This is a genomic window from Cellulophaga baltica (assembly GCF_900102165.1).
Classification (GTDB): Bacteria; Bacteroidota; Bacteroidia; order Flavobacteriales; family Flavobacteriaceae; genus Cellulophaga; species Cellulophaga baltica.
Map to the genome: position 1 here is coordinate 236,736 of NZ_FNBD01000002.1, position 24,533 is coordinate 261,268.

Here is a 24,533-nt window from a genome sequence, read left to right on the forward strand (position 1 = left end):
GTATTTGCCCTAAAACTAAAAAACTCGCACTTTAAGTGCGAGTTTTTGTTGTGTAATTACTGTTTTCTATGCATCAATGTTCGCATATACAGCATTTTTCTCTATAAATTCTCTTCTTGGTGGAACCTCATCGCCCATCAACATAGAGAAAACACGATCTGTTTCTGTCGCATTATCAATAGTTACTTGTCTTAATGTTCTAAACTCCGGATTCATGGTTGTATCCCACAGTTGTTCTGCGTTCATTTCTCCAAGACCTTTGTAACGTTGTATACCAACACTACCATTAAAGCTTTCTGCTATCTCATCACGCTCTTTATCATTCCAAGCGTAACGTTTTTTAGTTCCTTTTTTAACTAAGTATAATGGAGGTGTAGCAATGTAAACATGACCACCTTCTATCAACTCTCGCATATATCTAAAGAAGAATGTTAAAATAAGAGTTTCAATATGGCTACCATCGACATCCGCATCACACATAATCACTACCTTATGGTAACGAAGCTTGTCTAAGTTAAGCGCCTTACTATCTTCTTCAGTACCTATAGTAACCCCTAAGGCAGTATAGATGTTTTTAATTTCTTCATTTTCAAAAACCTTGTGCGTCATTGCTTTTTCCACATTAAGAATCTTACCTCTTAACGGCAGAATAGCCTGAAACATACGGTCACGACCTTGTTTAGCCGTACCACCCGCCGAATCTCCCTCTACTAGGAATACTTCGCAATTTACAGGGTCTTGATCAGAACAATCTGATAGTTTACCAGGTAAACCACCAATACTCATTACTGTTTTACGCTGTACCATTTCACGCGCTTTGGTAGCGGCATGACGTGCAGTAGCAGCAAGAACAACTTTCTGTACAATCACTTTAGCATCATCAGGATTTTCTTCTAAGTAATCTGATAACATTTCTGAAACCGCCTGACTAACCGCAGCAGAAACCTCACGGTTTCCTAATTTAGTTTTCGTCTGACCCTCAAATTGTGGCTCACCAACTTTTACAGATATAATTGCTGTTAATCCCTCTCTAAAATCATCTCCTTGAATCTCGAACTTCAATTTATCTAACATTCCAGAAGCATCCGCATACTTTTTTAAAGTACTTGTTAATCCTCTTCTAAAACCAGATAAGTGTGTTCCACCCTCATGAGTGTTAATATTATTCACATAAGAATGCAGATTCTCTGTATACGATGTATTGTAGACCATCGCTACCTCAACAGGAATACCATTTTTCTCACCTTCCATAGAAATCACGCCATTAATTAATGGCTCACGATTTCCGTCTAGGAATTTTATAAATTCTTTTAGCCCTTCTTCTGAAAAGAAACGCTCTTCTAGGAAACCACTAGGACTGTCTTTATCTTTCTGACGCTTATCTGTCATTGTAATAGCAACACCCTTGTTCAAGTAAGAAAGCTCACGCATTCTATTGGAAAGCGTTTCATAGCTAAACTCTGTAGTCTGCGTAAAGATAGTTTCATCTGGATAGAAGGTAACTTCTGTACCTCTAATCTCTGTTTCTCCAATACTTTTTACCGGGTAAAGTGCTTTTCCTTTTTCGTATTCTTGTTCGTAAATAGTACCATTACGGAATACGGTAGCCTTTAAATGTGTAGATAATGCATTCACACACGATACACCTACCCCGTGTAAACCACCAGATACTTTATAAGAATCTTTATCAAACTTACCACCAGCACCAATCTTGGTCATTACAACTTGTAATGCCGATACGCCTTCTTTCTTGTGAATATCTACCGGAATACCACGACCGTTATCTCTAACCGTAATAGAGTTATCTTCATTAATTGCAACACTTATCGTATCACAATGTCCACCCATTGCTTCATCAATAGAGTTATCTACAACCTCGTATACCAAGTGATGTAAACCTCTAACTCCTACATCTCCAATATACATGGAAGGACGCATACGTACATGTTCCATACCCTCTAGGGCCTGAATACTATCCGCTGAGTAATTATTCTTTTTTTGCTCGTCTTTATTTGCTTCTTCGCTCATAAATTAATGGTTTCAATATAAATTTAGCAATCTTACAAATATAAGCAATACGCAATGGAAATAGGGTTTTATAACAAAATGACAACAGTAAGTTATCAACAATAATTGTGGAAAATGCGCTAGGCGACTCCTTTTGAAAAAATCAGTAGTTTTCAATACTAAAGAAGCACCCTAATAGGGTGCTTCTTTTCGACTAATTATAATTAAAACTGAAAACAGTGGTAATTCTTATTTACAATATTTAAGCTTTTACGTAAGCATCTGAATGCACGTTGGCTACTGCTCTACCAGATGGATCGTTCATATTCTTGAACGCTTCATCCCATTCTAATGCAATTTTAGTACTACACGCTACAGAAGCCTCTTGTGGCACACAAAGCGCCGCAGCATCTGAAGGGAAATGTGATTCAAAAATTGCACGGTAATAAAATTCTTCCTTTGATGTTGGTGTCTGTAACGGGAATCTGAATTTAGCATTTGCCAATTGTTCATCAGAAACTTCCTCGGCTACTACTTCTTTCAAAGTATCAATCCAGCTATACCCTACGCCATCAGAGAACTGTTCTTTTTGTCTCCAAGCTACACTTTCTGGAATCATATCTTCAAAAGCTTTACGAACAACCCACTTCTCCATGCGCTCTCCGTTAATCATTTTATCTTGAGGGTTAATACGCATCGCAACATCCATAAATTCTTTATCTAAGAAAGGAACACGACCTTCTATACCCCAAGCAGCTAATGATTTGTTCGCACGCAAACAATCATACATATGAAGCTTGCTTAGTTTACGAACAGTTTCTTCGTGAAACTCTTTAGCATTTGGTGCTTTATGAAAATATAAATACCCTCCGAACAATTCATCTGCCCCTTCTCCGGATAATACCATTTTGACCCCCATAGATTTAATAACCCTAGACATTAAGTACATAGGAGTAGAAGCTCTAATAGTAGTTACATCATATGTTTCTAAGTTATACACCACGTCTTTAATAGCATCCAAGCCTTCTTGAATCGTGAATTTTATTTCATGATGTATGGTTTTAATATGATCCGCAACTTTTTGTGCCGCCGCTAAATCTGGAGAACCTTCTAGTCCTACAGAAAAAGAGTGCAATTGTGGGTACCAAGCATCCGCAACGTCATCAGACTCTATTCTTTTTTGAGCATATTTCTTAGCAATTGCAGAAGTTACCGAAGAATCTAAACCTCCTGAAAGTAACACCCCGTAAGGTACATCAGACATTAATTGTCTATGCACCGCTGCTTCTAAAGCTTCTTTAATTTCCTTTATGCTAGTCTCGTTATCCTTAACCGCATCATATTCCATCCAATCACGCGTATACCATTGCTTTAACTCTCCATCAGAACTATGCATATAGTTCCCTGGAGGAAAAAGTTCTATTTTAGTACAAATACCTTCTAAGGCTTTTAGCTCAGAGGCTACGTAAAAAGTACCATTTTTATCCCAGCCCATATATAAAGGAATGATCCCCATATGATCTCTAGCGATAAAATATTCATCTTTTTCAGCATCGTATATGGCAAAACCAAAAATTCCGTTCATTTCATCAAGAAAGCTCACACCTTTTTCTTGGTATAAGGCCAATATTACTTCACAATCAGATTCTGTTTGGAAATCATACTTCCCTACAAACTGCTTTCTTAACTCTCTATGATTATATATCTCGCCATTAGCAGCAAGTACCAACTTATTATCTTTACTGAATAAAGGTTGCTTTCCAGAAGCTGGGTCTACAATAGACAAACGCTCGTGCGCTAATATTGCTTTATCATTAGCAAATATTCCACTCCAGTCCGGTCCTCTATGTCTAATCTTTTTAGACATCTCTAGTAACTGTGGCCTTAAGTCCTCAGTACTCTCTTTTACATCAAATGCACATACTATTCCACACATATTATTCTATATTATAAGCAATTTTAAAGCAAAGATGCATGAATTGGTTTAATAAAAAAACCATAAATTAAAAAAAGGTAACAATATGAAACTTTAAGTTATAAAATAATACTAAAATGAAACTATAACAGAATTTTCAACTCTAATTTCTCTTTTTTTGTAAGTTTAGAAAAATTGCCCGACTTTAGTACCCCATTACTAAGAGATATACTCTAGTATATGTTTCAAATTAAAACCTTATGATTATGAAAAAAATTCTTACCCTTACAGCCGTAGTAGTATGTTTAGTATTTAGCACTACAGCAAGTGCTCAAAAATTTAGCGGATTAGACAAGAGTCCGATGGATGTAGCTGCGTACCCTACAAGTTACAAAGTATCTGAGAAGGTAGCTAAAGTTAGCTATAGCAGACCACAATTAAAAGGGCGTTCTATTGCAGAATTAGCTCCTGCTGGTGCCGTATGGAGAACTGGTGCGAATGAAGCTGTGGAAGTAACTTTTTATACAGATGTAACTTTTGGTGGATCTGCAGTAAAAGCCGGAACGTATTCTTTATTTACCATCCCTGGTGCTAATGAATGGACTGTTATTTTAAACAGTAAATTAAACCAATGGGGTGCTTATTCTTATGATGAAAGCGCAGATGTTGTTCGTGTAAAAGGAGCAGTTAGCAAGGGTACCGAATCTTTAGATGCTTTTTCTATGGCATTTAAAGAAGGTGATAAAAGTGCTGATTTAGTTATTGGATGGGGAACTGTTAGAGTTGCCGTACCAGTTGCAGCTACTATGTAATTTTCAAATTACGATTGACACTATAGCGCCTGAAGTTTTTACTTCAGGCTTATTTTTTTTCCTAATTTTTCGCAGTATCTTCCATATATCATAACAAATACAAACTATCTTTGATGTATGGTTAAGGAATTTCTAAAAGACATTCTATTATTTCTTAAAAGTTCCAATTTTTACAAAGGAGTGCTGCAGACGGTGGCCGTAATAACACCTCTAATCATTTTCAACTTTTTTGGCCATATTTCTTATGCCATTCCTATAGCTATAGGCGTATTTCTCAATATTCCTGGTAATATTCCCGGTACTTTAAGACGAAAAATCTATAGTACACTTATTAGTATTGTGCTCACTATGGCTGTAACATTAATTGTATCATACGCCAAGCAGAATTTTGCAGTTTTACTCCTTACCATAGCCATCTTATCTTTTTTTATTTCCTTAATCTCGGCGTATGGTTTTCGCGGGTCTTTGATTGCCTTTTGCGGCTTACTAGCCATTGTCTTGAGTCTCGTGAGTAGAAATACCACTATTGGTATCTGGACCTATGTGGGTCTTATTGGTATCGGCGGACTCTGGTTTCTCTTAGTATTATGCCTATCTCATTGGATAGCACCTAAAAAAGATGAAGATCAATTACTTTCAGAAACTTTACACATTACCGGCAGCTATCTAAAAGTTAGGGGTAAATTATTAATAGAAAAAGAAAAAAGAGATCAGCTATTAATAAAAACTTTAAAACTACAAACAGAGCTTAATGAGAAGCACGAAATTTTAAGAGAACTTCTTTTAAGCGAAAGAAAACAAATAGGAAGATCTCATTTTGATGAAAAAAGAGTTTTAATTTTTATTTCATTGATTGATATTTTAGAACTAGCCTTAGCCAATACCTTAGATTATTCTAAAATAGATGTCATTTTTAAAGACCGTTCTGTTCTGAAAGAATTTAAAACGCTGAATACCACCATGGGCAATCACCTGCAGGTATTGTCAAAAATATTAATGAATAAGAAAAAAGTTCAAAATAAGAACGAACTTTTAGACGGACTTGCCGTAATTGAAAAAACCATTCAAAACTACATTGCGTCAGTAGAACTCCCTGCTGGCCGAGAAGGAATCATAACCCTTAGAAACCTTCAAGATTACCAACAACAGCAAGTAACAAAAATACGTGCCATAAGAAGGGTAATGAACAATGTTACCAAAGATAAAATATCATTTAAAGATAAAGAAGCTACTCAATTTATAACCACACAGGAATATAGTCTTCAAATTATTGCGCAACATTTCACTTTTAAGTCGCCCATATTCCGCCATGCACTTAGGCTAACTATCGCCATTGTTTTTGGTTTTACTTTTGGTACGCTCATCGGAATAAAAAATCCGTATTGGATAGTGCTTACTTTAATTGTTTTAATGAGGCCAAGCTATGGCTTGACCAAAGAAAGAGCCATCAATAGAATTATAGGAACTATCATAGGCGCTCTATTTGCGCTAGCCATTATCTTTATAACTAGTAATACTATGGTATATATGGTTCTAGCTGCCGTATCATTAGTTATTGCGTTTTCCTTAATACAGCAAAGTTATCGCTCTGCCGCTGCATTTATTACTATAAATGTGATATTTGTATATGCACTGTTGGAACCTAATAGCCTAGTGGTGGTTAAATTTCGCGTGCTTGATACTTTTATTGGAGCCTTACTTGCTGTGATTGCTAATTACACCCTATGGCCTTCGTGGGAGTTTATGAATTTGAGTCCCGTGATTATAAATTCCATTCAGAAAAATAAAGCGTATTTGGCCGCTGTCAGCAAAATTTACCACACGAAAGAAATTAAAAACTTAGATTACAAAGTAGCTCGTAAGGAAGCATTCTTAGCTATTAGCAATTTAAATGCTGCTTTTCAACGCATGACTCAAGACCCCAAATCTAAACAAAAAGAGATGCAACTTATTTATGAATTTGTCTCATTAAACAATACCTTCTTATCGGCATTAGCCTCTATGGGTAGTTTTATTCAAAATCATACCACTACGGCGTCTAGTGAAAATTTTGACGCTTTTATTTCCCATATAGAAAACCAATTGGAAAATGCAGAAACCCTCTTATCTGAAAATAAAACAGCTGTAATTAAGGAGCATAAAAAAATTGAAACCGCAGAAGAGGCCTTAAAAAGTTCATTTACGACACTATCCAACCAAAGAGACCAACAAATAAAAGAAGGTCAGCACAAGATAGATTTAGAAATGCGCTTACAATTACAAGAAGCGCATTTGGTCACCAACCAACTCACCTGGCTTAAGGGTTTATCTGAAGATGTCTACAGGAACAGCACAAAGTATGCCCAATTGTTTAACAACAAAAACACCTAGTTCATTTTCTCTCCTGAAATAAAAACTTGTTCTGGCTTAATGTTCGGCGTCTCCTCTTCAGGAACCGTCATAATATCTTTATCTAGGATAACAAAATCTGCCATTTTCCCCACTTCAATGCTTCCTTTCTCGTCTTCTTCAAAATTACTGTAAGCAGCCCAGATGGTCATTCCTTTTAATGCCTCTTCTCTTGTCAGAGCATTATTCATTTGAAAACCTTCTTCAGGATACCCTTTCAAATCTTTACGAGCCACCGCGGCATAGAAGGTATAAAACGGACTAACTTGCTCCACAGGAAAGTCGGTACCTAGCGCTACCATACCTGCTTTATCTAAAAGCGTTTTGAAGGCATAAGCCCCAGGCATGCGGTCTGCCCCTATTCTATCTTCTGCCCAATACATATCACTTGTTGCGTGCGTGGGCTGTACCGAAGGGATAATTCCATCTTCAAAATAATCAAAGTCTGGTGTACTTAATATCTGCGCATGTTCTACTTTCCAACGCCGGTCTTCCTTACCTTTCAGGGCGTTTTTGTAAGCTCTTAACACCACAATATTGGCAGAATCACCAATAGCATGCGTATTCATTTGAAATTCAGTAGCAGCTATTCTATGCGCCAAGCTTTCTATCTCATCTACTGGAGTAACCATTGCTCCAAAATGATGCTCTTTATCTGAATAAGGTGTTTTCATTACCGCACCTCTAGACCCTAAAGCGCCATCGCCATATACTTTTACAGATCTAACATTTAATCGGTCTGTTTTTAAAATCCCTTTAGTTAAATAATAATCTAAATTCTCCGGATAGTTGGCAATCATCACATATAAACGAATTTTTAAATCGCCTGATTGCTGAAGGCTATCAATTAACTCAATAACTTCTCTAGGCAAGCCGGCATCATTCACAGTGGTAAGTCCGTTTTCAAAAGCAATACGTTCTGCATCTTTCAATGCAGCAATCATGGTTTTTTTCGAAGGTTTGGGAATAATTGCATCAATTAAGCCCATTGGACCGTCTACAAGCACTCCTGTTAATGCGCCATTAATTTTAACTATCTCGCCTCCTACAGCAACTGTTTCATTTGTTATACCCGCCAAATCCAAAGCTTTCTGGTTTACCAAATATGCATGCCCATCAATACGTTCTATAGCAATTGGAGTATCAGGATACAATTCATCTACCTCCTTTTTTGTTGGAAACTCTTTTACCTCCCAATCATTCTGATCCCAGCCACGACCATAGATAAACTCCTTTTTATTTTCTGTTTGAAACGCTTGAACACGTTCTAACACTTCAGAAAAACTCGATGTCCCCACTAAGTCTACAGCTTGTTGGTTTTCTCCTAACCTGTAAAAGTGACAATGTGCATCTATCAATCCAGGAACAACAGTTTTTCCTCCCGCGTCTACTATGTTTTTTGCTTCGTAAAATTCCTGCACTTCTTTATTAGTCCCAATGAAAATAAATTTCCCCTCTTTTACAGCAAATGCTTCTGTCTTAGAAAAAGAGTCATCAACGGTATAAACGTTTCCATTTAAAACGATTAAATCTACTTGTTCTTTAGACGGAGTACAACTCACAATTAATAGTGTAAAAAAAGTAATACAAAGGTTTTTCATGATAGCGTGCATTAGATTATTTATTCTGACCCTGAAAGTACAATTTTCTATAAAAACAAGCACTTTTGTTTAACCAAAAAGAAAGCGAATAGCTCATACTATAAGAATGATTCTACTGTTACTATTAAAAGTTGCTTTCCATTTCTTAACTTTAAATGCAATAAACACTACCTATGAACACAAAAAATAACTTTACCTTAATTGGAGCCGGAATCATGAGCGCCACATTAGGCGTACTATTGAAACAACTTATTCCTGATGCTATTATTAGTATCTATGAAAGGCTAGATGCCGTAGGTGCAGAAAGTTCAGATGCCTGGAATAATGCAGGAACAGGACATTCTGCTTTTTGTGAATTAAATTACACCCCCGAAAATGATGCTGGGGATATTGATATTTCTAAAGCATTAAAAATAAGTGAACAGTTTGAAATGTCTAAACAGTTTTGGGCATATCTCGTAAAAAACAATCTGATACAAGCAGATACTCCATTTATCAATGATATTGATCATATGAGTTTTGTTTGGGGTGATGCAAATATAAAATTCCTAAAAAAAAGGCACGAAGCCTTGACAAAGTATGATATTTTCAAGGCGATGAAATTCAGTACCGATTTTGAAGAAATTAAGCAATGGATACCTTTGATGATGAAGGGAAGAACTGCCGATGAAAAAATTGCAGCTACCAGAATGCCTATAGGTACGGATGTTAATTTTGGAGCTATTACCCGTAAAATGATTTCTTATTTAGAAACATGTGATGGCGTTACCATTCATTTAGGCCATCAAGTAGAAGATATTGAACAAAAAAAAGATGGTTCTTGGACTATTGAAGTAACTGATTTACATGCAGATCAAGAGAAAACAATTAACACCAACTTTGTATTTATTGGTGCTGGTGGGGGTGCGCTAAAACTTCTAGAGAAATCTGGAATTCCCGAAGGTGAAGGTTTTGGTGGTTTTCCTGTCAGCGGTCAGTTTCTAAAATGCAATAATCCTGAGGTTGCAAAATTACACGAAGCTAAAGTTTATGGCAAAGCCGAAGAAGGTTCCCCTCCTATGTCTGTGCCACATTTAGATACGCGAATGCTAAATGGCGAGCGTTCTTTATTATTTGGCCCTTATGCCGGCTTCTCGACAAAATTTTTAAAAAACGGATCTTATTTTGATCTCCCACTATCTATAGATGCCCACAATATATTTCCTTTATTATCTGCTGGACTAAAAAACATCTCCTTAACAAAATACCTTATTGAGCAAGTGGTACAGTCTCCAGAAGAGCGTTTTGAAGCTTTATTAAAATATTATCCTGAAGCTAAAATTGAAGATTGGGAATTAATTACTGCGGGGCAACGGGTGCAAATTATCAAAAAAGATAAAAAAGAAGGTGGGGTATTAAAATTTGGATCCGAAATTGTAAGTAGCACAGACAAAACACTAGCCGCTCTACTAGGGGCTTCCCCTGGAGCATCAACAGCAGTTTCCATTATGTTAAACGTATTGGAAGAATGCTTCCCTATTCAAATGAAAACAGCAGCATGGCAAAATAAGCTCAAAGAAATATTCCCCAGTTACGGGGAATCTCTTATAGCAAATGGCGATTTATGCCTGCAAATTAGAGCGTATACAACATCCATATTAAAACTAGAAGAAAAATAACGCTAGCGCTTACAAAAAAGGTAGCTGCAATTATCTAGCTTTTAACTAGTTTTGCAGCTTCAAAATATAATGTATGATTTCGGTAGATAATATTGCAGTAGAGTTTAGTGGCGACACCCTTTTTAGTGACGTTTCATTTGTAATTAATGAAACGGATAAAATTGCTTTAATGGGAAAGAATGGTGCTGGAAAATCTACCATGATGAAAATTATTGCCGGAGTACAAAAAGCAACACTTGGCAATATACGCTACCCTAAAGAAGCCGTCATTGCTTATTTACCACAACATTTATTGACAGAAGATAATTGTACTGTTTTTGAGGAAGCATCTAAGGCTTTCGCTCAAGTATTCACCATGCAAAAAGAAATGGCTGAATTAAATACTGCGCTAGAAACTAGAACAGATTACGAGTCTGACGAATACATGAAGCTCATTCAGAAAGTATCTGATTTAGGTGAAAAATATTACGCCTTAGAAGAAATTAACTATGAAGCAGAGGTTGAAAAAGCTTTAGCCGGACTTGGGTTTAAACGTGAAGATTTTCACCGTCAAACGAGCGAATTTAGTGGTGGTTGGCGTATGCGTATTGAGTTGACTAAAATATTATTACAAAAGCCAGATCTTATTTTATTAGATGAGCCTACCAACCATGTAGACATAGAATCTGTCATATGGTTAGAAGATTTTCTTTTAAATAAGGCAAAAGCCGTTGTGGTTATATCTCACGATAAAACTTTTATTGATAACATCACCAATAGAACCATTGAGGTAACTATGGGGCGCATTTACGATTATAAAGCAAACTACTCTCACTACCTACAATTGCGAGAAGACCGCAGAAGCCATCAAATAAAAGCGTTCCAAGAGCAACAAAAATTTATTGCAGACAACCAAGCATTTATTGATCGTTTTAAAGGCACGTATTCTAAAACCAACCAAGTTACTTCTAGAGAGCGCATGTTGGAAAAATTAGAAATTATCGAAATTGATGAAATAGACAATGCTTCATTACGCTTGAGATTTCCTCCTGCACAGCGTTCTGGTGATTACCCTGTTACCGTAAATGCATTGACCAAAACTTACGGAGAACATGTAGTGTTTAAAGATGCTAACATGAGTATTTCTCGTGGAGAAAAAGTTTCTTTTGTAGGAAGAAACGGTGAAGGTAAATCTACCATGATCAAAGCGATTATGGGTGAAATAGATTTTGAAGGAGAGTGCCAATTAGGACACAATGTAAAAGTGGGGTATTTTGCTCAGAACCAAGCATCATTATTAGATCAAAACCTAACCGTTTTTCAAACGGTAGATGAAGTTGCTAAAGGAGACATCCGAACACAAATGAAAAACATCTTAGGAAGGTTCATGTTTGGAGGAGAAGATGTTGAAAAGAAAGTAAGCGTACTCTCTGGAGGAGAAAAAACAAGATTAGCAATGGTTAAATTATTATTAGAACCCGTAAACTTGTTAATTCTGGATGAGCCTACGAACCACTTAGATTTGAAATCTAAGGATGTTCTAAAAGAAGCTTTATTAGATTTTGATGGTACATTAATTCTAGTATCTCATGACCGTGACTTTTTACAAGGACTTTCTCAGAAAGTATTTGAATTTAAAGACAAACGTGTTATCGAACATTTTGAAAGTATTGATGCTTTCTTAGAACGTAATAGAATTCAAAATTTAAAAGAAATAGATTTAAAGAATTAAGCACAATCTTTAAATCCTCTAGGAAATGGGCGGTAGGCGTAGTATTGTAATACCTCCTCTATCGCTAAGATTAAAGCTCTGTTTATAGGAACTATTTGGTTGCCTAGAATAAAGTCTATTTGAGAAAGTTTCATATAGTAATCCGTAAAAACCGGAACATACAAGCCTTTTTGCATGCTTATTCTTGCTTCATCAAAATTCTGAGCCTGCTCTTCTTTAATTATTTTACAAGTTGCCAAACGCATTTCACCAAATTTATCACGATTGGCACCATAGCCAAATAACCTACAGATAAGACCTCTGTAGATATAGTCACTACATTTACCATTACCATTGTTTTTATCCACTAACGAAAGTGGTTGGTATATATGGCATACTGCACTTGAACCTGCCTTTAAAGTATCTAAAGTTTCCCCTGCCAAGCCATTAACAAATAAATGATATGCCCAAGGAAGAAATTCTAATGGAGACGCATCTACTTCGGCATGCGTACAACATTTACCACAACCAGCCTTGCAATGCAAGGAAGTTTTCTCCTGAAAAGAAGCAATTTCTTTATCCAGACCAGCGTACAGATTATCTACCGCTCTAACTTTCTTAATAATAGACATTAAGGTTAAAAATTTAGGAGGTAAATGTAGACTAAAAAACAATTGATATTACATCAATCTTACGTATGGAACATAAAAAAAATTAAGCGGATTTACGCATGCGTTTTGGACCATACCAAAGCCAAAAACCCGTGATGGTAAAAAACAATAAAGCAATGCTCATCACTGTTGTATACAGTATTTTAATAGGACTTCCTGAAGTGTTAAAATAAATATCTAAGACAGAACCGTCATGTATGTTCTCTACAAAATCTGATTGGCGTTTGCCAAATTCTAGTAACTGTCCTGTAGCGCCGTCTAATTGTAAACCGTAATAGTCTTCATAGATAAACTTAATCACCCCTTTATCTTTTCGGATGTCTACACGATCTAAAGCTAATGGTGTATTTTTCGCGACAGAATCTTTAATTACTCTGGCTGCTTTTTCGTAAAGCACACCTAATGGCAACCATTCAGAAAATTCTGAGCTAGACCCTATTTGGGTTTCGGCAAGAAGAACGCCTGCACTATTTTTTTTCCAACCTAGTAAGAGCCCCGAAACCGAAATAAAGAAGAAAAAAAAGAATAAAAAAGCCCCCATTAACCGGTGAATTTTTCTAAATATTCGCAATATTTTGGCTTGTTTTTTTCTTTTGGTTTTTGGATTCATACGTTCAGACAGCAACTAAATAAGGTATATTACACATTAGATTAGTCGTGAAAGTTAAGTATATTATCTTGTAGATTTTAACAAAGAAATATTAAAATTACTGACCGTCTTCATACAGATTCTTAGCATAAGTACTTTGTGGTTCTGCCAGTAGAAATTCTACTCTCCTATTTTTAAACCGAACATCTTCTTTTTCATTACTTACTACGGGTTTTTTTAAACCAAAACCTTTCCAAGAAATCCTATTTTTACTTAATCCAGATTTTTCTAAAAATTTAGCTACAGTTGCAGCTCTTTTTTCAGATAACTCATCATTATAGGCTACAGATCCCATAGCGTCTGTATGACCATACAAGTAAACGTTTAATTTAGGATTACTTTTTAAATAAATTACTAAATCTGACAACTGCTTATTGTACGCTATTTCTATACTAGTTTCGTCAAAATCAAAAAGCAATTCTTCTATAACATATAACTGATTAGGCGTATAACTAGGTATCATCTCAACAGACACCATATCTATAAAATAATACGCAGATTTACGTGAAGTTTTCTTAACTACTTGTGTAAATGTATCTTTATTATTACTAAAATTTCCGATAGTTAGAAACTGCTCATCTCCTTTAGCCATAATGTTGGCAGATATCTCTACCCATGAATCTGTATTATCTAAATACTCATGAGATTGCATGCGCTTAAAATTAACCTGAGCTGACCGCGAAAAGTACCTAATATCTAAATGTTTTGAGGTATTCAATTCAAAAACCGATGGAGATAATAGCACATCGAACTCTTTGATAGCAAACTCTACATCATCTGCTAAGCTCACCATAAAAGAAACCTTATACAGTTTGTCTTTCTCCAAAGGGGTTTCTAATTCTGCCGTAATATATTCTCGGTAATCATTAGGAGCATATAAATACATTCCAGCATATGCATTTCCATCAAAGGGCAATTGAGAGCCAATAAAATTATCAGTTACTGGTAATTCTTTACTACAGGTATTGAAGTAATCTGTAGTCCCTAATGTGGGCTTATGCCAATTTTTAGCATCAATATCTAAGGAACCAAATTTTTCTGGACATTTATAATTAGATTCAAAACTTGGATTTTTTACTAAGTTCTGGCTTTTTACCACTAAAGTACATAGCATAAAAAACAAAAACATGATTGGGGGGAACGTTTTCATTTCTAAAATATTTATGAATAAAAAAATATCTGTCAAATAAAAAAAGTCACTCGTAGAATTCTACAAATGACTTTTAATTGTGCTAAAAAATATGTTTTCAGCTACAAATTTTTGTAGGATACATTTACTATTTCCTACGAATATAATTATAATTATTTAAAAATCAAACTTATAGGTAGCACCTGCTAAAAGCTGAAAGCCTTGAACTGGGTAATTTGCCCATCTCATATAGTTCGAATTTGCTATATTATTTGCTTTTACAAACACTGATAACTGCTCATTAAATCTGTATCCTACGTGTGCATTGGTATCCCAATAACTATTTAGGGTAACTATCGTGGATGGAAAATCTACTGGGTTTGCATTTTGTACCACAGATGCCTGTAAATCCTGGCGCTCGCCCACATAAAACAAGGTCGCTCCCATATACCATTGTTTGTCTATTTGATAATCTAGAAATACAGAACTTGTTACCTTAGGTAAATTCCATGCTGGATTATCTGTTTCTGTCGAATAGGTATAAGCTTCAGCATTTAAACCCAAAGAAAAATTTCTTTTTATATCCACATTCAGCTCAGCAAAAATGCCTAATGTTTTTACGTCGTCATAAAATACATCAAAAGAATTGTTGTAATAATACCCTTTTTCGTCATCACGAAATGTATTTTCTGGATTCCACTTATATAGGGGTTTCTTATTTTCTGTCTTATAAGAAGCTTTTAAGTTATAGCTTAAACTTGGCAATAACTGACCTTTGATCCCTGCGTAAGCGTTATATTTTTGATCTGTTGGTTGCACTGTTAGTGTAGGAGATACGAATGGGTTGCTTTCTACATAATCATAATAGGAGTTCTGAATTAATTCTCCTTGGATACCTCCATAGGCAATAACAGTTTCATCAAGAACACGGTAACTAGCAGTGATATCTGGATAGATGTAAAAATTACTATCGCTATTTTCAGAATCTAATCCAAAGACAAGATTCACCCCTAAATTCAAGGTTAAATCATCTCTAAGAATTTCTATACTTGGACCTACTCCTACTTGAAATAAGCTATAATTAATTTCTGGTGTATTTACCGTACTGTTTAAGCTAGCATTCTTAAACACGCCGCCCAAGTAATCTAACTTTCCTTTAATCCGGATATTTTCATCGCCTATCGGAAATTGAGCAACACCTTTTAGCATAGCTCTATTCTCCCCTGATTTTGTAGCATCCCAAAAGCGACGAATAAGTGCTTCTCCTCTTTCTAAATACGCATTATCCATGTTTACATATCCAGAAATTTCTGCATTGAAATAATTCTGCTTAGCATCTATACCATTTATTATTTCATCACTATAAGCACCAACCGGTACTCCATACCAATTATATAATTGATGCTGTAAGCCTAGGTTAGCCCCCCAATTTAAGTCTGAATCACCTTTAGAATATGCCGCTACCAATTTGGTATCATAAAATGCATTTTTTAAAGCAATACTATCTAGGTCTCCTCTAGAAGAATGATGTGTTAATCCAACATCTAAACGCTCATCTCTACTGATTGTTCTACTCGTGTAGAAATCTGCTAAGACATTATCATAAGTACCAAATCCAAGTGATGCATATGAATTATACAAAATTGGAGGTGGAACCTTATCTACTGTTGCCGCCTTACCTTTTGCCGGAGTAAATGTAGACGCCACAGGAACAGAATTTATACTGTAAACTATGGGCTTTTTCTTTAAAACAATAGAATCATTAATCTGCGGAACAGATTTGATTTTAAAGGCATCGGAAACGGTAGGCTTATAAGCTTTTACAACCGTTACTGTTTCTGTTCCTATACTATCCTTATCTTTCTCTTGAGCCGTTATAGATTGAAAAACGCCTAAAAAAAGAAGTGTGCTTATTTTTATGAACTTGTGCATATAGTGTCTCTTTTGCAACTTGATAATTAGTTTTCTGGATTTACAGAGGAATTGCTTTTTGCTTCTTTAGATTTGATACGGAAGGCTTCCGACTTTGCTTCGGCAACTACTTCTGAATACTGGGAAAAGTTAGCCACCACACTATCTAAAATATATGTTGCTTGGTATGCATCTCCTAAGGCATCAAAATTCTTAGCCATAATAATTAATCCCTTTCCGCCCCATTCTTTATAGGCCGAATAATCTTTCGCTAATTTTTGAACAGAAACGTTAGAGGTTTCAAAATCATCTGCCTTATTTTTAAAATACGCATCATAATACAAGGCTTCTGCTGCCAATTCTCCTGTAGCAATGGTCAATACTTGAGCGTATGCTTGCTTTGCTCTCTCCTCATTATTTGTTCTAATGGCAGAACGCGCTATCATTGTATGTGCATCACTTTTTATACGGTCGTCTATTTTAGAAGATGCCAATACTTTTTCCGCATAAGAAATTGTTTTCGCGTATTCTTTTTGTGCAAAATATCCCTTCATTAAATTAGACTGTGCAAAGGTGATGTTCTGTTGAATATTAGCTGTTGCCTCTAATTTTTCTAGATATGGTAATGCAGCTGTATAATTACCCTTGCCAATATAAATTTCACAGACCCTTGTTAAAGATTGCTCTCCAAACTCTGTTGCTCCTCTATCTACTACATTTTTATAATGTCCTAGCGCTTTATCTTTATCGCCCTGGCTAAAATATAACTGCGCTAGATTAAAGCTAGCTTTTAAAGTATGTAAACCTTTAGGAAATTCTTTTAGATAAGCTTGATACCCCTTTAATGCCTGATCTGTATTACCTTCTATATATTTTTGATCTGCAGATTGAAATGTTGCATTGTCTAGTTCTGCATCTGTAACATCTACGAAATCTAATCCTCGTACCCATTGAGCATACTCACTTACTCTTCCTAAATCTACATAAATAAGCTTTGCGGTAGTTACCGCTTGTACAGCTTCTTGCGTGTTAGGATAATCACGCACTACAGTTTTAAACTTTGTCAATGCCTGTTCACTTCTGTTAGAATTATAATACACCAATCCTTGGCGTACAATAGCTTGTGGCACTAGTGAACTGCCTTTATATTCACTGACTAATTTGTCATATACTTTAAGTCCTTCTTCTTCTTTATTTGCTCTCACATAAGAATTACCCAACTCAAAAAGAACATCATCTTTCAACGTAGACTTAGGATACCTACCTATAAAAGCATTTAATTCTTCCATTTTAGTAGGCACTCTATCTATAAAGCCATAACTCAATGCTTTTTGAAAAGCCGCATAATCTTTCTCACTTCCTTCACCTTCTAGTGCTTGGTTGTACGCTTCAATTGCTGGCCAATATTTACTAGAAGCAAAATAACTATCTCCTAATCTCAAATAAGCATCATGCTTTTTATTTACCTCTGTGCTTGTACCCACATACGACGCAAAATTTGCTGCTGCATTGGTATACTCTTTCAATTTGAAATTAGTATATCCTAAACTATAATTAAAATCTGCATAATCTGGTGTAGACTTAGCATGAGGGTTTTTCTGAAAATCTGAAAAGCTGTTCAACGCCTCTCGAAATAAGTTAATGTTATATTCTGCTTCTGCTTTCCAATAACTAGCCCTCGCTTTAAATTTAGGATCTTCAGCGTTATCTAATGATTTTTTGAATACCACAATTGCACCTGCATAATCCGTAGTAGTAAATAACTCTACCCCTCTATAAAAAGCAACCTTTTGATAGGTAGCTTTGCTAGCGTAAGATTTATTTTTTTCTAAAAGCTCCATGGCTCCAGCAAAATTTCGAGACGTAATATAAGAATCTACTAGTAGTTCTTGAATCTCTACTGTATGCTCATCTTTTGGATACTTCTCTAAATAATTGGTCAGGACATTAGGAACGTTTTCATAAGCATTCCCTATTTCATAACTTAATCTTGCATAGTTTAAAAAAGCATCTTTCTGTATTTCAGGAACAAATTCCATTTGAGAGGCATTTCTAAAAGCATTTAATGCCTCAGATTTCTTATCTAGCTTTAAGTAACATTCCGCTAAATGATAATAAGCATTTTGAGAAACGCTATTTGCTCCTCCTATAATCTTATTAAATTGCTGAATAGCATTGGTATAATCTCCTTGCTTATAATAACTATATCCTAAGAAATAATAATCCGTATTACTAAACTTTCCGCTTTTTCCTTGATAGTCTAATAAATATGGAACAGCATTTTCATATTGATTAAGGTTGAAATAGCTCTCTCCTATAATTTTACTCAATTCTGACTTTTCTTGACGGTCTGCTCTTTGCATTTGCTGTTTAGCCAATGCGATAGCTTCTTCAAACTTTCCTAATTTGAAATTCAAATCTGCCTGATAGTAGGATAATTTTTCTTCTAATACTTTTTGATCCGTAATTTGATCAAAGCGCTGATTGGCTCCTGCATAATCATCTTGCTGGTAGGCAATATACCCCAAGTAATACTTAGCCTGAGAACCATATACCGGAGAATTAGAAACTTTATTAAAATAGGTTTCTGCCTCCTTTGGGTTTTTGGAAGAAAATAAAGCATAACCATAGTTAAAGTTAAATTTATCTTTTTCGCTTTGCGATAAGGAATTCTGATCAACTCTTTTATACCACTTTAAAGCGTAAGGATATTTTCCTGTTTCAAAATAGTATTCTGCCACATCGGAATAGGCTGAATTTCTTTTTGTAGAGGTTGGATATTTTTCTACAAAATCTTCCATTAACCTATCAGCACCTAATTGATTTAGTCGTACCGCAGCATTTGCAACGTAATATGTACTATTAGCTTCGGTTTCCGGATCTTTTGTACTATATTTCACCTTTTCAAAAATTGCCTGAGCAGCTTGAAATTGTTCGTTATTATAGAGTGTCAACGCCTGTTGATACTCTTTTTGATCATGGGTGTAGATTTTTGATTCTTGAGCGCCTAAAAGATGCAAAGCTCCAATAAAACTAAGCAATAACGCGGTTTTTTTCTTCTGCATAATGTTCTCCAACAATTAAGAAATACCTTTGTTTATAAGATACAACGACAAAAAGTGTACCTAAAGTATATGAGAACGAAGATACTTTTAATTTTAATTCAAAATGAACTCAGAAAAAATAATAAATAGCAGAAATAAAGCCCTCTTTCATCAGAGATAAATCAAACCAATAATGGTAACCAAAATTTAAAATCGCTTCCCTTCCCCATTTCACTTTCTACCCAAATTTTACCTCCTAATTTTTCCACAAATTCTTTACACAGAACCAATCCAAATCCAGAACCCATTTCATTTGCGGTACCGCGACATGATTTATTGGTCTCGGCATCAAATAATTTTTTGGCTGTTTTTTCACACATTCCTATGCCCGTATCAGAAACTTTAAATTCTAAGACACTTTCATTCTTTGTAACAGAAACATGAATACTCCCCCCAGATTTTGTAAACTTTACGGCATTGGATAATAGGTTCCTTAAAATAGTTTTAAGCATTTTTTCATCCGAAAAAACTTCAACAGTATCTAAAAATGGTTCTTTTATTATGATGTTTTTAGTTGTTGCCATATGTTGAATAAATTCTTGCACCTCATCAAGTAAGTCCTTAATATTCAATTTATCCTTTTGCAAATTAGCTTTGTCTTTTTGTGACTTAGACCAGGTCAATAAATTCTCAAGCAAACTTAGTGTTGATGTAGATGTGGTTTTGATTAACCCTACATACTCTGCTAGCAACGAAACTTTTCCCTCTTCAATCGCATCTTCCATGAGATTTGATAATGTAAGAATATTATTAAACGGACTCCTTAAGTCATGCCCGATAATTGAAAAAAGCTTATCCTTAGTAATATTTAATTCTCTTAATTCACTTTCACTTCTTAATAATGCTTTTTCTGCATTTTTATTCACGGTAATATCCCGAATAGCACCTATAATATATTTTTCTCCAGATGCATCAATGAATCTAGATTTCCTGGTAGAAATAACCCGCTGCTCTCCACCATTTATCGTTAGGGTTTCTTCATTGATGTTTTCAATTCCGCTTTTCAAAACCTCACTATCTATTTTAAGAAAAGCTTCTTTTTCATGTTCTGCAACATCTTCCGCTAGTGTTTTTCCTATAATATCCTTTCTAGACATTCCGAACATTTCACAAAATGCATTGTTGACCAAAAGCAATCTGCTTTTTTCATCTTTTACAAAAACAGAATCGCCCATATTATCCAAAATGGTATGGGTGTAGGTTTCGCTTTCCGTATTCAACTTTAACAATAATTCATCGTAAGATCTCTGAATTTCTTGTTTTGAAGAATGAAATAAAAGAAGTTTCTTATTTTGCTCTCTTAGTTGTGCTATTTCTTGATGTAAATCTTGAACACTTCTATTATGGTGGTTGACTTCCATGTATTAAAGTTCAAAGGTTTAATGGTTATTATTTCCTCCTAAGTTAGCTATTTTTCCTACAGTTTTAACAAAATTACTTACTAACTTATTCATATACAGGTAAAAACATAGAAAAATCATCTTCTTGCGTATTTTTTTTAATAGTCCACATTAATATCTATGATATCTTATTACTTTTATAACAATATTAAAAAGTATGGCTGAGAGTATATTACACCTAAAGGATGTTTCTGTTTTCCAAAAAGAAAATTTGGTTTTAAATGATATTAATCTTGAAATAAAACAAGGTGAATTTATTTATCTCATTGGAAAAACAGGAAGTGGCAAAAGTAGTTTCATGAAAACACTCTATGGAGATCTACCTTTAAACCATGGTACTGGGAGCATTGTAGATTTTGATTTGAGGAAATTAAAAGAAAATGACATTCCTTTTTTAAGGCGTAAACTTGGTATTGTTTTTCAAGATTTTAAATTACTTCCAGACCGTACGATAAATAATAACTTACTATTTGTTTTAAAAGCTACAGGATGGAAAGACAAATCTAAGATGGACACGCAAGTAGAAACTGTTTTAGACAAAGTAGGCATGAAAACTAAAGGCTTTAAATTTCCTCATGAACTTTCTGGTGGTGAACAGCAGCGTATAGCCATAGCTAGAGCATTACTAAATGATCCAGAACTAATTTTAGCCGATGAACCTACTGGAAATCTTGACCCACAAACTAGTGTAGAGGTGATGAAAGTTTTACAAGAGATTAACAAAACAGGCCGTACCATTTTGATGGCTACACATGATTATGCTTTGATTTTGAAATACCCTTCTAAAACTCTTAAATGTGATGGTAACAAAGTTTTTGAGGTGGTTCAAAAAGCTGTTTAAACAATTAAAAACTAACACCAGAAATACCTTTGATAAAATTAATGTATCATTATAAATGATAAAACAGAGGGCTACCTAAAGCCTGAACCACCCATTACTTAACCCCATCTAGTACCTGATAATGATTCTAAAAAAAGAAAATTTTAAGCCCGATAAAAAAATAAAACCGTTTATAGGGATTATTTTATTTTTGGTTTCTATCATTTTATCTATCATAACATTGCCCTTAGGTTTTGTATATGGAATTTTTCAAAATCTGTATAGAAAAGGTTTTAAAGGAGTTGGTGAATACTGCCTTAAAGTTGCCATCTCTATTGATCAATTAGGAAATGTTGCCATGCAACATTTGATTAATGCGCTATGGATAACCCCACTAGGCTATAAATTTGGAAATAGGGATGAAACGATATCTAGTGCTCTTGGCAGAAACAAACAATTAGGAACGCTTACCGGTTTTGGAAAACTTATAGACACCATTTTAGATAAGCTAGATCCTGATCATTCCTTAAACTCTATTGATTACTATATTGAACCCACTGAGCAGATTATAGATAAAATAGCTTGGATTCATCTAAAGGATAAAAAAATCTTAAGCACTCGTAGTATTGGGAGAAGTACGTATTACATCCCTGGAGGCAAAAAGGAACTCAATGAAACAGATCATGCTGCACTTCTTCGAGAAATCAAAGAGGAATTAGAGGTAGATTTACTAGTAAAAACCTTGAACTTTCTAGGGGTGTTTGAAGCACAAGCAGACAGCCATAAACCAGGTACTTTAGTTCGGATGACATGTTATTTTGCGGAATACACTGGGGAGTTAAAAGCCGCTTCTGAAATAGAAGAAATAATTTGGCTCAATTACAAAGACAAAGAACTGGTCTCTGAAGTAGACAAAATTATTTTTGATTATTTACACCACCAAGAATTACTGCAGTAAATAAAAAGCCAACAACGCATACTAATTTTTCGCTACTTTTGTTTTACTATACCATTAAAACACACAAATGACTTTATTAGGAATTGATATTGGAGGCTCAGGAATAAAAGGGGCACTCGTGAATACAGTAACTGGTGAACTTCTTACGGAGCGCTTTAGAATAGAAACTCCTAAATCAGGAAAGCCAGAAGAGATCGCTGAAGTATTTGCAAAAATTGTAAAACATTTTAATTATCAAGGTCCTATTGGTTGTGGTTTTCCTACCATTATTAAAAATGGTGTTTGTAAGGCTCACGGTAATCTAAGTAAAAAATGGCTAGGTGTAAATGCGGAGGAACTTTTCAGTGATTTCACAGGATTACCTGTTACGGTAATTAATGATGCGGATGCCGCGGGCTATGCCACCATGAATTATGGAATAGGAAAAGGTGAAAAAGGATTGGTATTGATGATTACTATTGGTACCGGATTAGGAAGTGGTGCATTTTTTAATGGAGAGCTTCTACCTAATTTTGAATTAGGCCAAATTCCTTATAAAAAGCATGCTAAATTTGAACACTATGCAGCTGCCTCTGTAAAGGAAAAAGAAAAACTGAGTTATAAAAAATGGGGAAAACGATTCAATAAGTTTTTAGAATATGTTGAATTAATAGTTTCTCCTGACTTGATAATCATAGGCGGTGGAACCTCAAAATACTTTGACGAATTTGAAAAACATATCACTATTGACACCCGCGTAATACCTGCAGAGCTACAAAATTATGCTGGAATAATTGGTGCCGCTACCGCAGCCTATAAAAAGAAACGATAGCAAGTGTCTATTAAACATAAAAAAGCCTCTAATTATAAAAATTAGAGGCTTTCTTTTATTAGCTTAAATCAAATTTCTTATTGTGCAGGCACAACGGTAGCACCTTCTGGCTTCGAAAAATAATCTTCAGGAACCTCTACTACAAACGTAACATCACTGATATCAATTTTTGTAATGTATTCTCCCATCTCTTCATTTTTATCCAACCAATGTGTTTTTAAACCTGTTGGAAGAAGAATTCCGTTCGTTTCTTTTTGACCTACAATCTCCATAATTTTTTCTGGAGCATGACCTCCTTTTGGAAAGTACTGCGGGTACGATACAATGTACCTAGTAGCACTATTTATGTGCGTATCCTTATCAAAGTATAAAATATAAAAATCATCTGGCGCATCTCCTACATTTTCTCCGAAGGTAACTTTTACAACATCTTGTAATTTACCCTTGTATTCTTTCTCTGGTAATAGTTCTAAACTTACCCCTTCACCATCCAAAATAAATGGGTGTCCGGCGAGGTACAATGGTGTTAAGGCCCAAAATCTAGTATCATACTCAAAAGCAGTACTGTCTTTAGCTTTCACCCAAGCCTCTTTACCATCCCAACCAAAAATTGCCGTACTATCGGTATAACTGGTGTGCCTAGCCTTATTATTCCACGTATCGATGGTCTGATAAGAGTTTCTGCGGGTAGAACCATCTAACGGTTGGTAATCAAACCTAAAAGATAAATAACCATTAGAATACCATGTATCCAAACCACCATGAGCCTCCATTGCGCTCCAAACAATTTTACCTGCATCTGTAGCATTCAATCTTTCTTTTGCTTTTGCTACTCTATTGGCTACCCAAGTTTCTGGAATATGATAAGCAGGTTCCTGAACCTCTTCCGTTGCAACAGCTTCCATTTTTTTAGGCTGCTCTTTACATGATCCAATTAACAACAATAGTGCAACAAGTGCTATATTTAATCCTAATTTCATTGATGTATTTTAAAAGTTAAATTGGATAG

Annotated in this window: 17 protein-coding genes; 7 read left to right on the plus strand and 10 right to left on the minus strand. The window is 35.1% G+C overall.

Features of this window, described 5'->3' with window-relative positions:
- Window positions 1–66: 66 nt before the first annotated feature.
- A complete protein-coding gene (gene gyrB / locus BLQ19_RS04095; protein ID WP_024479473.1) occupies window positions 67–2,028 on the minus strand; it encodes a DNA topoisomerase (ATP-hydrolyzing) subunit B in 1,962 nt (653 codons plus the stop codon).
- 241 nt (window positions 2,029–2,269) lie between these two features.
- Window positions 2,270–3,943, minus strand: coding sequence for an asparagine synthase B (asnB, locus tag BLQ19_RS04100; protein ID WP_074537485.1), 1,674 nt, complete (start codon window positions 3,941–3,943; stop codon window positions 2,270–2,272).
- A 245-nt stretch (window positions 3,944–4,188) separates the two neighbouring features.
- Between asnB and BLQ19_RS04105 the strand changes: the two genes are divergently transcribed.
- Together BLQ19_RS04105 and BLQ19_RS04110 are read left to right on the plus strand one after the other, a co-directional pair.
- Entirely contained in the window at window positions 4,189–4,734 is a 546-nt protein-coding gene (locus BLQ19_RS04105; RefSeq protein WP_025614100.1) for a DUF2911 domain-containing protein, read from the plus strand.
- A gap of 117 nt (window positions 4,735–4,851) precedes the next feature.
- Complete coding sequence (locus tag BLQ19_RS04110; RefSeq protein WP_074537486.1) at window positions 4,852–7,104, plus strand: FUSC family protein; 2,253 nt, start codon at window positions 4,852–4,854, stop codon at window positions 7,102–7,104.
- Here BLQ19_RS04110 and BLQ19_RS04115 read toward each other — a convergent pair.
- Window positions 7,101–8,723, minus strand: a complete 1,623-nt coding sequence (locus tag BLQ19_RS04115) for an amidohydrolase (protein WP_074537689.1) — start codon at window positions 8,721–8,723, stop codon at window positions 7,101–7,103. The two genes, BLQ19_RS04110 and BLQ19_RS04115, sit on opposite strands and share 4 nt — an antisense overlap.
- Window positions 8,724–8,896: 173 nt before the next feature.
- Between BLQ19_RS04115 and mqo the strand changes: the two genes are divergently transcribed.
- Both mqo and BLQ19_RS04125 read left to right on the plus strand, forming a co-directional pair.
- Window positions 8,897–10,381 carry a malate dehydrogenase (quinone) gene (gene mqo / locus BLQ19_RS04120; RefSeq protein WP_074537487.1) on the plus strand — a complete coding sequence of 495 codons (1,485 nt, stop codon included), beginning with the start codon at window positions 8,897–8,899 and terminating at the stop codon, window positions 10,379–10,381.
- 73 nt (window positions 10,382–10,454) lie between these two features.
- A complete protein-coding gene (locus BLQ19_RS04125) occupies window positions 10,455–12,092 on the plus strand; it encodes an ABC-F family ATP-binding cassette domain-containing protein (protein ID WP_074537488.1) in 1,638 nt (545 codons plus the stop codon).
- On the opposite strand, the gene BLQ19_RS04130 is transcribed toward BLQ19_RS04125, so the two are convergent.
- From BLQ19_RS04130 to BLQ19_RS04155, 6 genes are all read right to left on the minus strand, one after another.
- Entirely contained in the window at window positions 12,089–12,703 is a 615-nt protein-coding gene (locus BLQ19_RS04130) for a Fe-S-cluster oxidoreductase (RefSeq protein ID WP_025614095.1), read from the minus strand. The genes BLQ19_RS04125 and BLQ19_RS04130 overlap by 4 nt on opposite strands.
- Before the next feature lie 82 nt (window positions 12,704–12,785).
- Window positions 12,786–13,352 carry a PepSY domain-containing protein gene (locus BLQ19_RS04135; protein ID WP_074537489.1) on the minus strand — a complete coding sequence of 189 codons (567 nt, stop codon included), beginning with the start codon at window positions 13,350–13,352 and terminating at the stop codon, window positions 12,786–12,788.
- 97 nt (window positions 13,353–13,449) lie between these two features.
- Window positions 13,450–14,541 (minus strand): OmpA family protein, encoded by a 1,092-nt coding sequence (locus tag BLQ19_RS04140; RefSeq protein ID WP_139150194.1) that lies wholly within the window; start codon window positions 14,539–14,541, stop codon window positions 13,450–13,452.
- 156 nt (window positions 14,542–14,697) lie between these two features.
- Window positions 14,698–16,452 (minus strand): TonB-dependent receptor, encoded by a 1,755-nt coding sequence (locus BLQ19_RS04145; protein ID WP_029448063.1) that lies wholly within the window; start codon window positions 16,450–16,452, stop codon window positions 14,698–14,700.
- A gap of 26 nt (window positions 16,453–16,478) precedes the next feature.
- Window positions 16,479–19,496, minus strand: a complete 3,018-nt coding sequence (locus BLQ19_RS04150) for a tetratricopeptide repeat protein (protein WP_074537491.1) — start codon at window positions 19,494–19,496, stop codon at window positions 16,479–16,481.
- A gap of 161 nt (window positions 19,497–19,657) precedes the next feature.
- Window positions 19,658–20,896: a PAS domain-containing sensor histidine kinase gene (locus tag BLQ19_RS04155; protein WP_074537492.1), complete on the minus strand. Its 1,239-nt coding sequence runs from the start codon at window positions 20,894–20,896 to the stop codon at window positions 19,658–19,660.
- Between the two features lie 196 nt (window positions 20,897–21,092).
- Between BLQ19_RS04155 and BLQ19_RS04160 the strand changes: the two genes are divergently transcribed.
- From BLQ19_RS04160 to ppgK, 3 genes are all read left to right on the plus strand, one after another.
- Window positions 21,093–21,776 (plus strand): cell division ATP-binding protein FtsE, encoded by a 684-nt coding sequence (locus BLQ19_RS04160; RefSeq protein WP_024479460.1) that lies wholly within the window; start codon window positions 21,093–21,095, stop codon window positions 21,774–21,776.
- Between the two features lie 121 nt (window positions 21,777–21,897).
- Window positions 21,898–22,713: an NUDIX hydrolase gene (locus tag BLQ19_RS21755; protein WP_367888683.1), complete on the plus strand. Its 816-nt coding sequence runs from the start codon at window positions 21,898–21,900 to the stop codon at window positions 22,711–22,713.
- Window positions 22,714–22,780: 67 nt separating this feature from the next.
- Window positions 22,781–23,524: a polyphosphate--glucose phosphotransferase gene (gene ppgK, locus BLQ19_RS04170; protein ID WP_029445408.1), complete on the plus strand. Its 744-nt coding sequence runs from the start codon at window positions 22,781–22,783 to the stop codon at window positions 23,522–23,524.
- A gap of 77 nt (window positions 23,525–23,601) precedes the next feature.
- Here the strand turns inward: ppgK and BLQ19_RS04175 are convergent, their stop codons facing one another.
- On the minus strand, window positions 23,602–24,504 hold the full coding sequence (locus tag BLQ19_RS04175; protein ID WP_074537493.1) for a LolA-like protein: 903 nt from the start codon (window positions 24,502–24,504) through the stop codon (window positions 23,602–23,604).
- Window positions 24,505–24,533 lie beyond the last annotated feature (29 nt).

Bases quoted from the DNA above. Each gene is read 5' to 3' on its own strand.
- gyrB (WP_024479473.1), bottom strand. From the start codon at position 2,028: ATGAGCGAAGAAGCAAATAAAGACGAGCAAAAAAAGAATAATTACTCA.
- asnB (WP_074537485.1), bottom strand. From the start codon at position 3,943: ATGTGTGGAATAGTATGTGCATTTGATGTAAAAGAGAGTACTGAGGAC.
- BLQ19_RS04105 (WP_025614100.1), top strand. From the start codon at position 4,189: ATGAAAAAAATTCTTACCCTTACAGCCGTAGTAGTATGTTTAGTATTT.
- BLQ19_RS04110 (WP_074537486.1), top strand. From the start codon at position 4,852: ATGGTTAAGGAATTTCTAAAAGACATTCTATTATTTCTTAAAAGTTCC.
- BLQ19_RS04115 (WP_074537689.1), bottom strand. From the start codon at position 8,723: ATGAAAAACCTTTGTATTACTTTTTTTACACTATTAATTGTGAGTTGT.
- mqo (WP_074537487.1), top strand. From the start codon at position 8,897: ATGAACACAAAAAATAACTTTACCTTAATTGGAGCCGGAATCATGAGC.
- BLQ19_RS04125 (WP_074537488.1), top strand. From the start codon at position 10,455: ATGATTTCGGTAGATAATATTGCAGTAGAGTTTAGTGGCGACACCCTT.
- BLQ19_RS04130 (WP_025614095.1), bottom strand. From the start codon at position 12,703: ATGTCTATTATTAAGAAAGTTAGAGCGGTAGATAATCTGTACGCTGGT.
- BLQ19_RS04135 (WP_074537489.1), bottom strand. From the start codon at position 13,352: ATGAATCCAAAAACCAAAAGAAAAAAACAAGCCAAAATATTGCGAATA.
- BLQ19_RS04140 (WP_139150194.1), bottom strand. From the start codon at position 14,541: ATGAAAACGTTCCCCCCAATCATGTTTTTGTTTTTTATGCTATGTACT.
- BLQ19_RS04145 (WP_029448063.1), bottom strand. From the start codon at position 16,452: ATGCACAAGTTCATAAAAATAAGCACACTTCTTTTTTTAGGCGTTTTT.
- BLQ19_RS04150 (WP_074537491.1), bottom strand. From the start codon at position 19,496: ATGCAGAAGAAAAAAACCGCGTTATTGCTTAGTTTTATTGGAGCTTTG.
- BLQ19_RS04155 (WP_074537492.1), bottom strand. From the start codon at position 20,896: ATGGAAGTCAACCACCATAATAGAAGTGTTCAAGATTTACATCAAGAA.
- BLQ19_RS04160 (WP_024479460.1), top strand. From the start codon at position 21,093: ATGGCTGAGAGTATATTACACCTAAAGGATGTTTCTGTTTTCCAAAAA.
- BLQ19_RS21755 (WP_367888683.1), top strand. From the start codon at position 21,898: ATGATTCTAAAAAAAGAAAATTTTAAGCCCGATAAAAAAATAAAACCG.
- ppgK (WP_029445408.1), top strand. From the start codon at position 22,781: ATGACTTTATTAGGAATTGATATTGGAGGCTCAGGAATAAAAGGGGCA.
- BLQ19_RS04175 (WP_074537493.1), bottom strand. From the start codon at position 24,504: ATGAAATTAGGATTAAATATAGCACTTGTTGCACTATTGTTGTTAATT.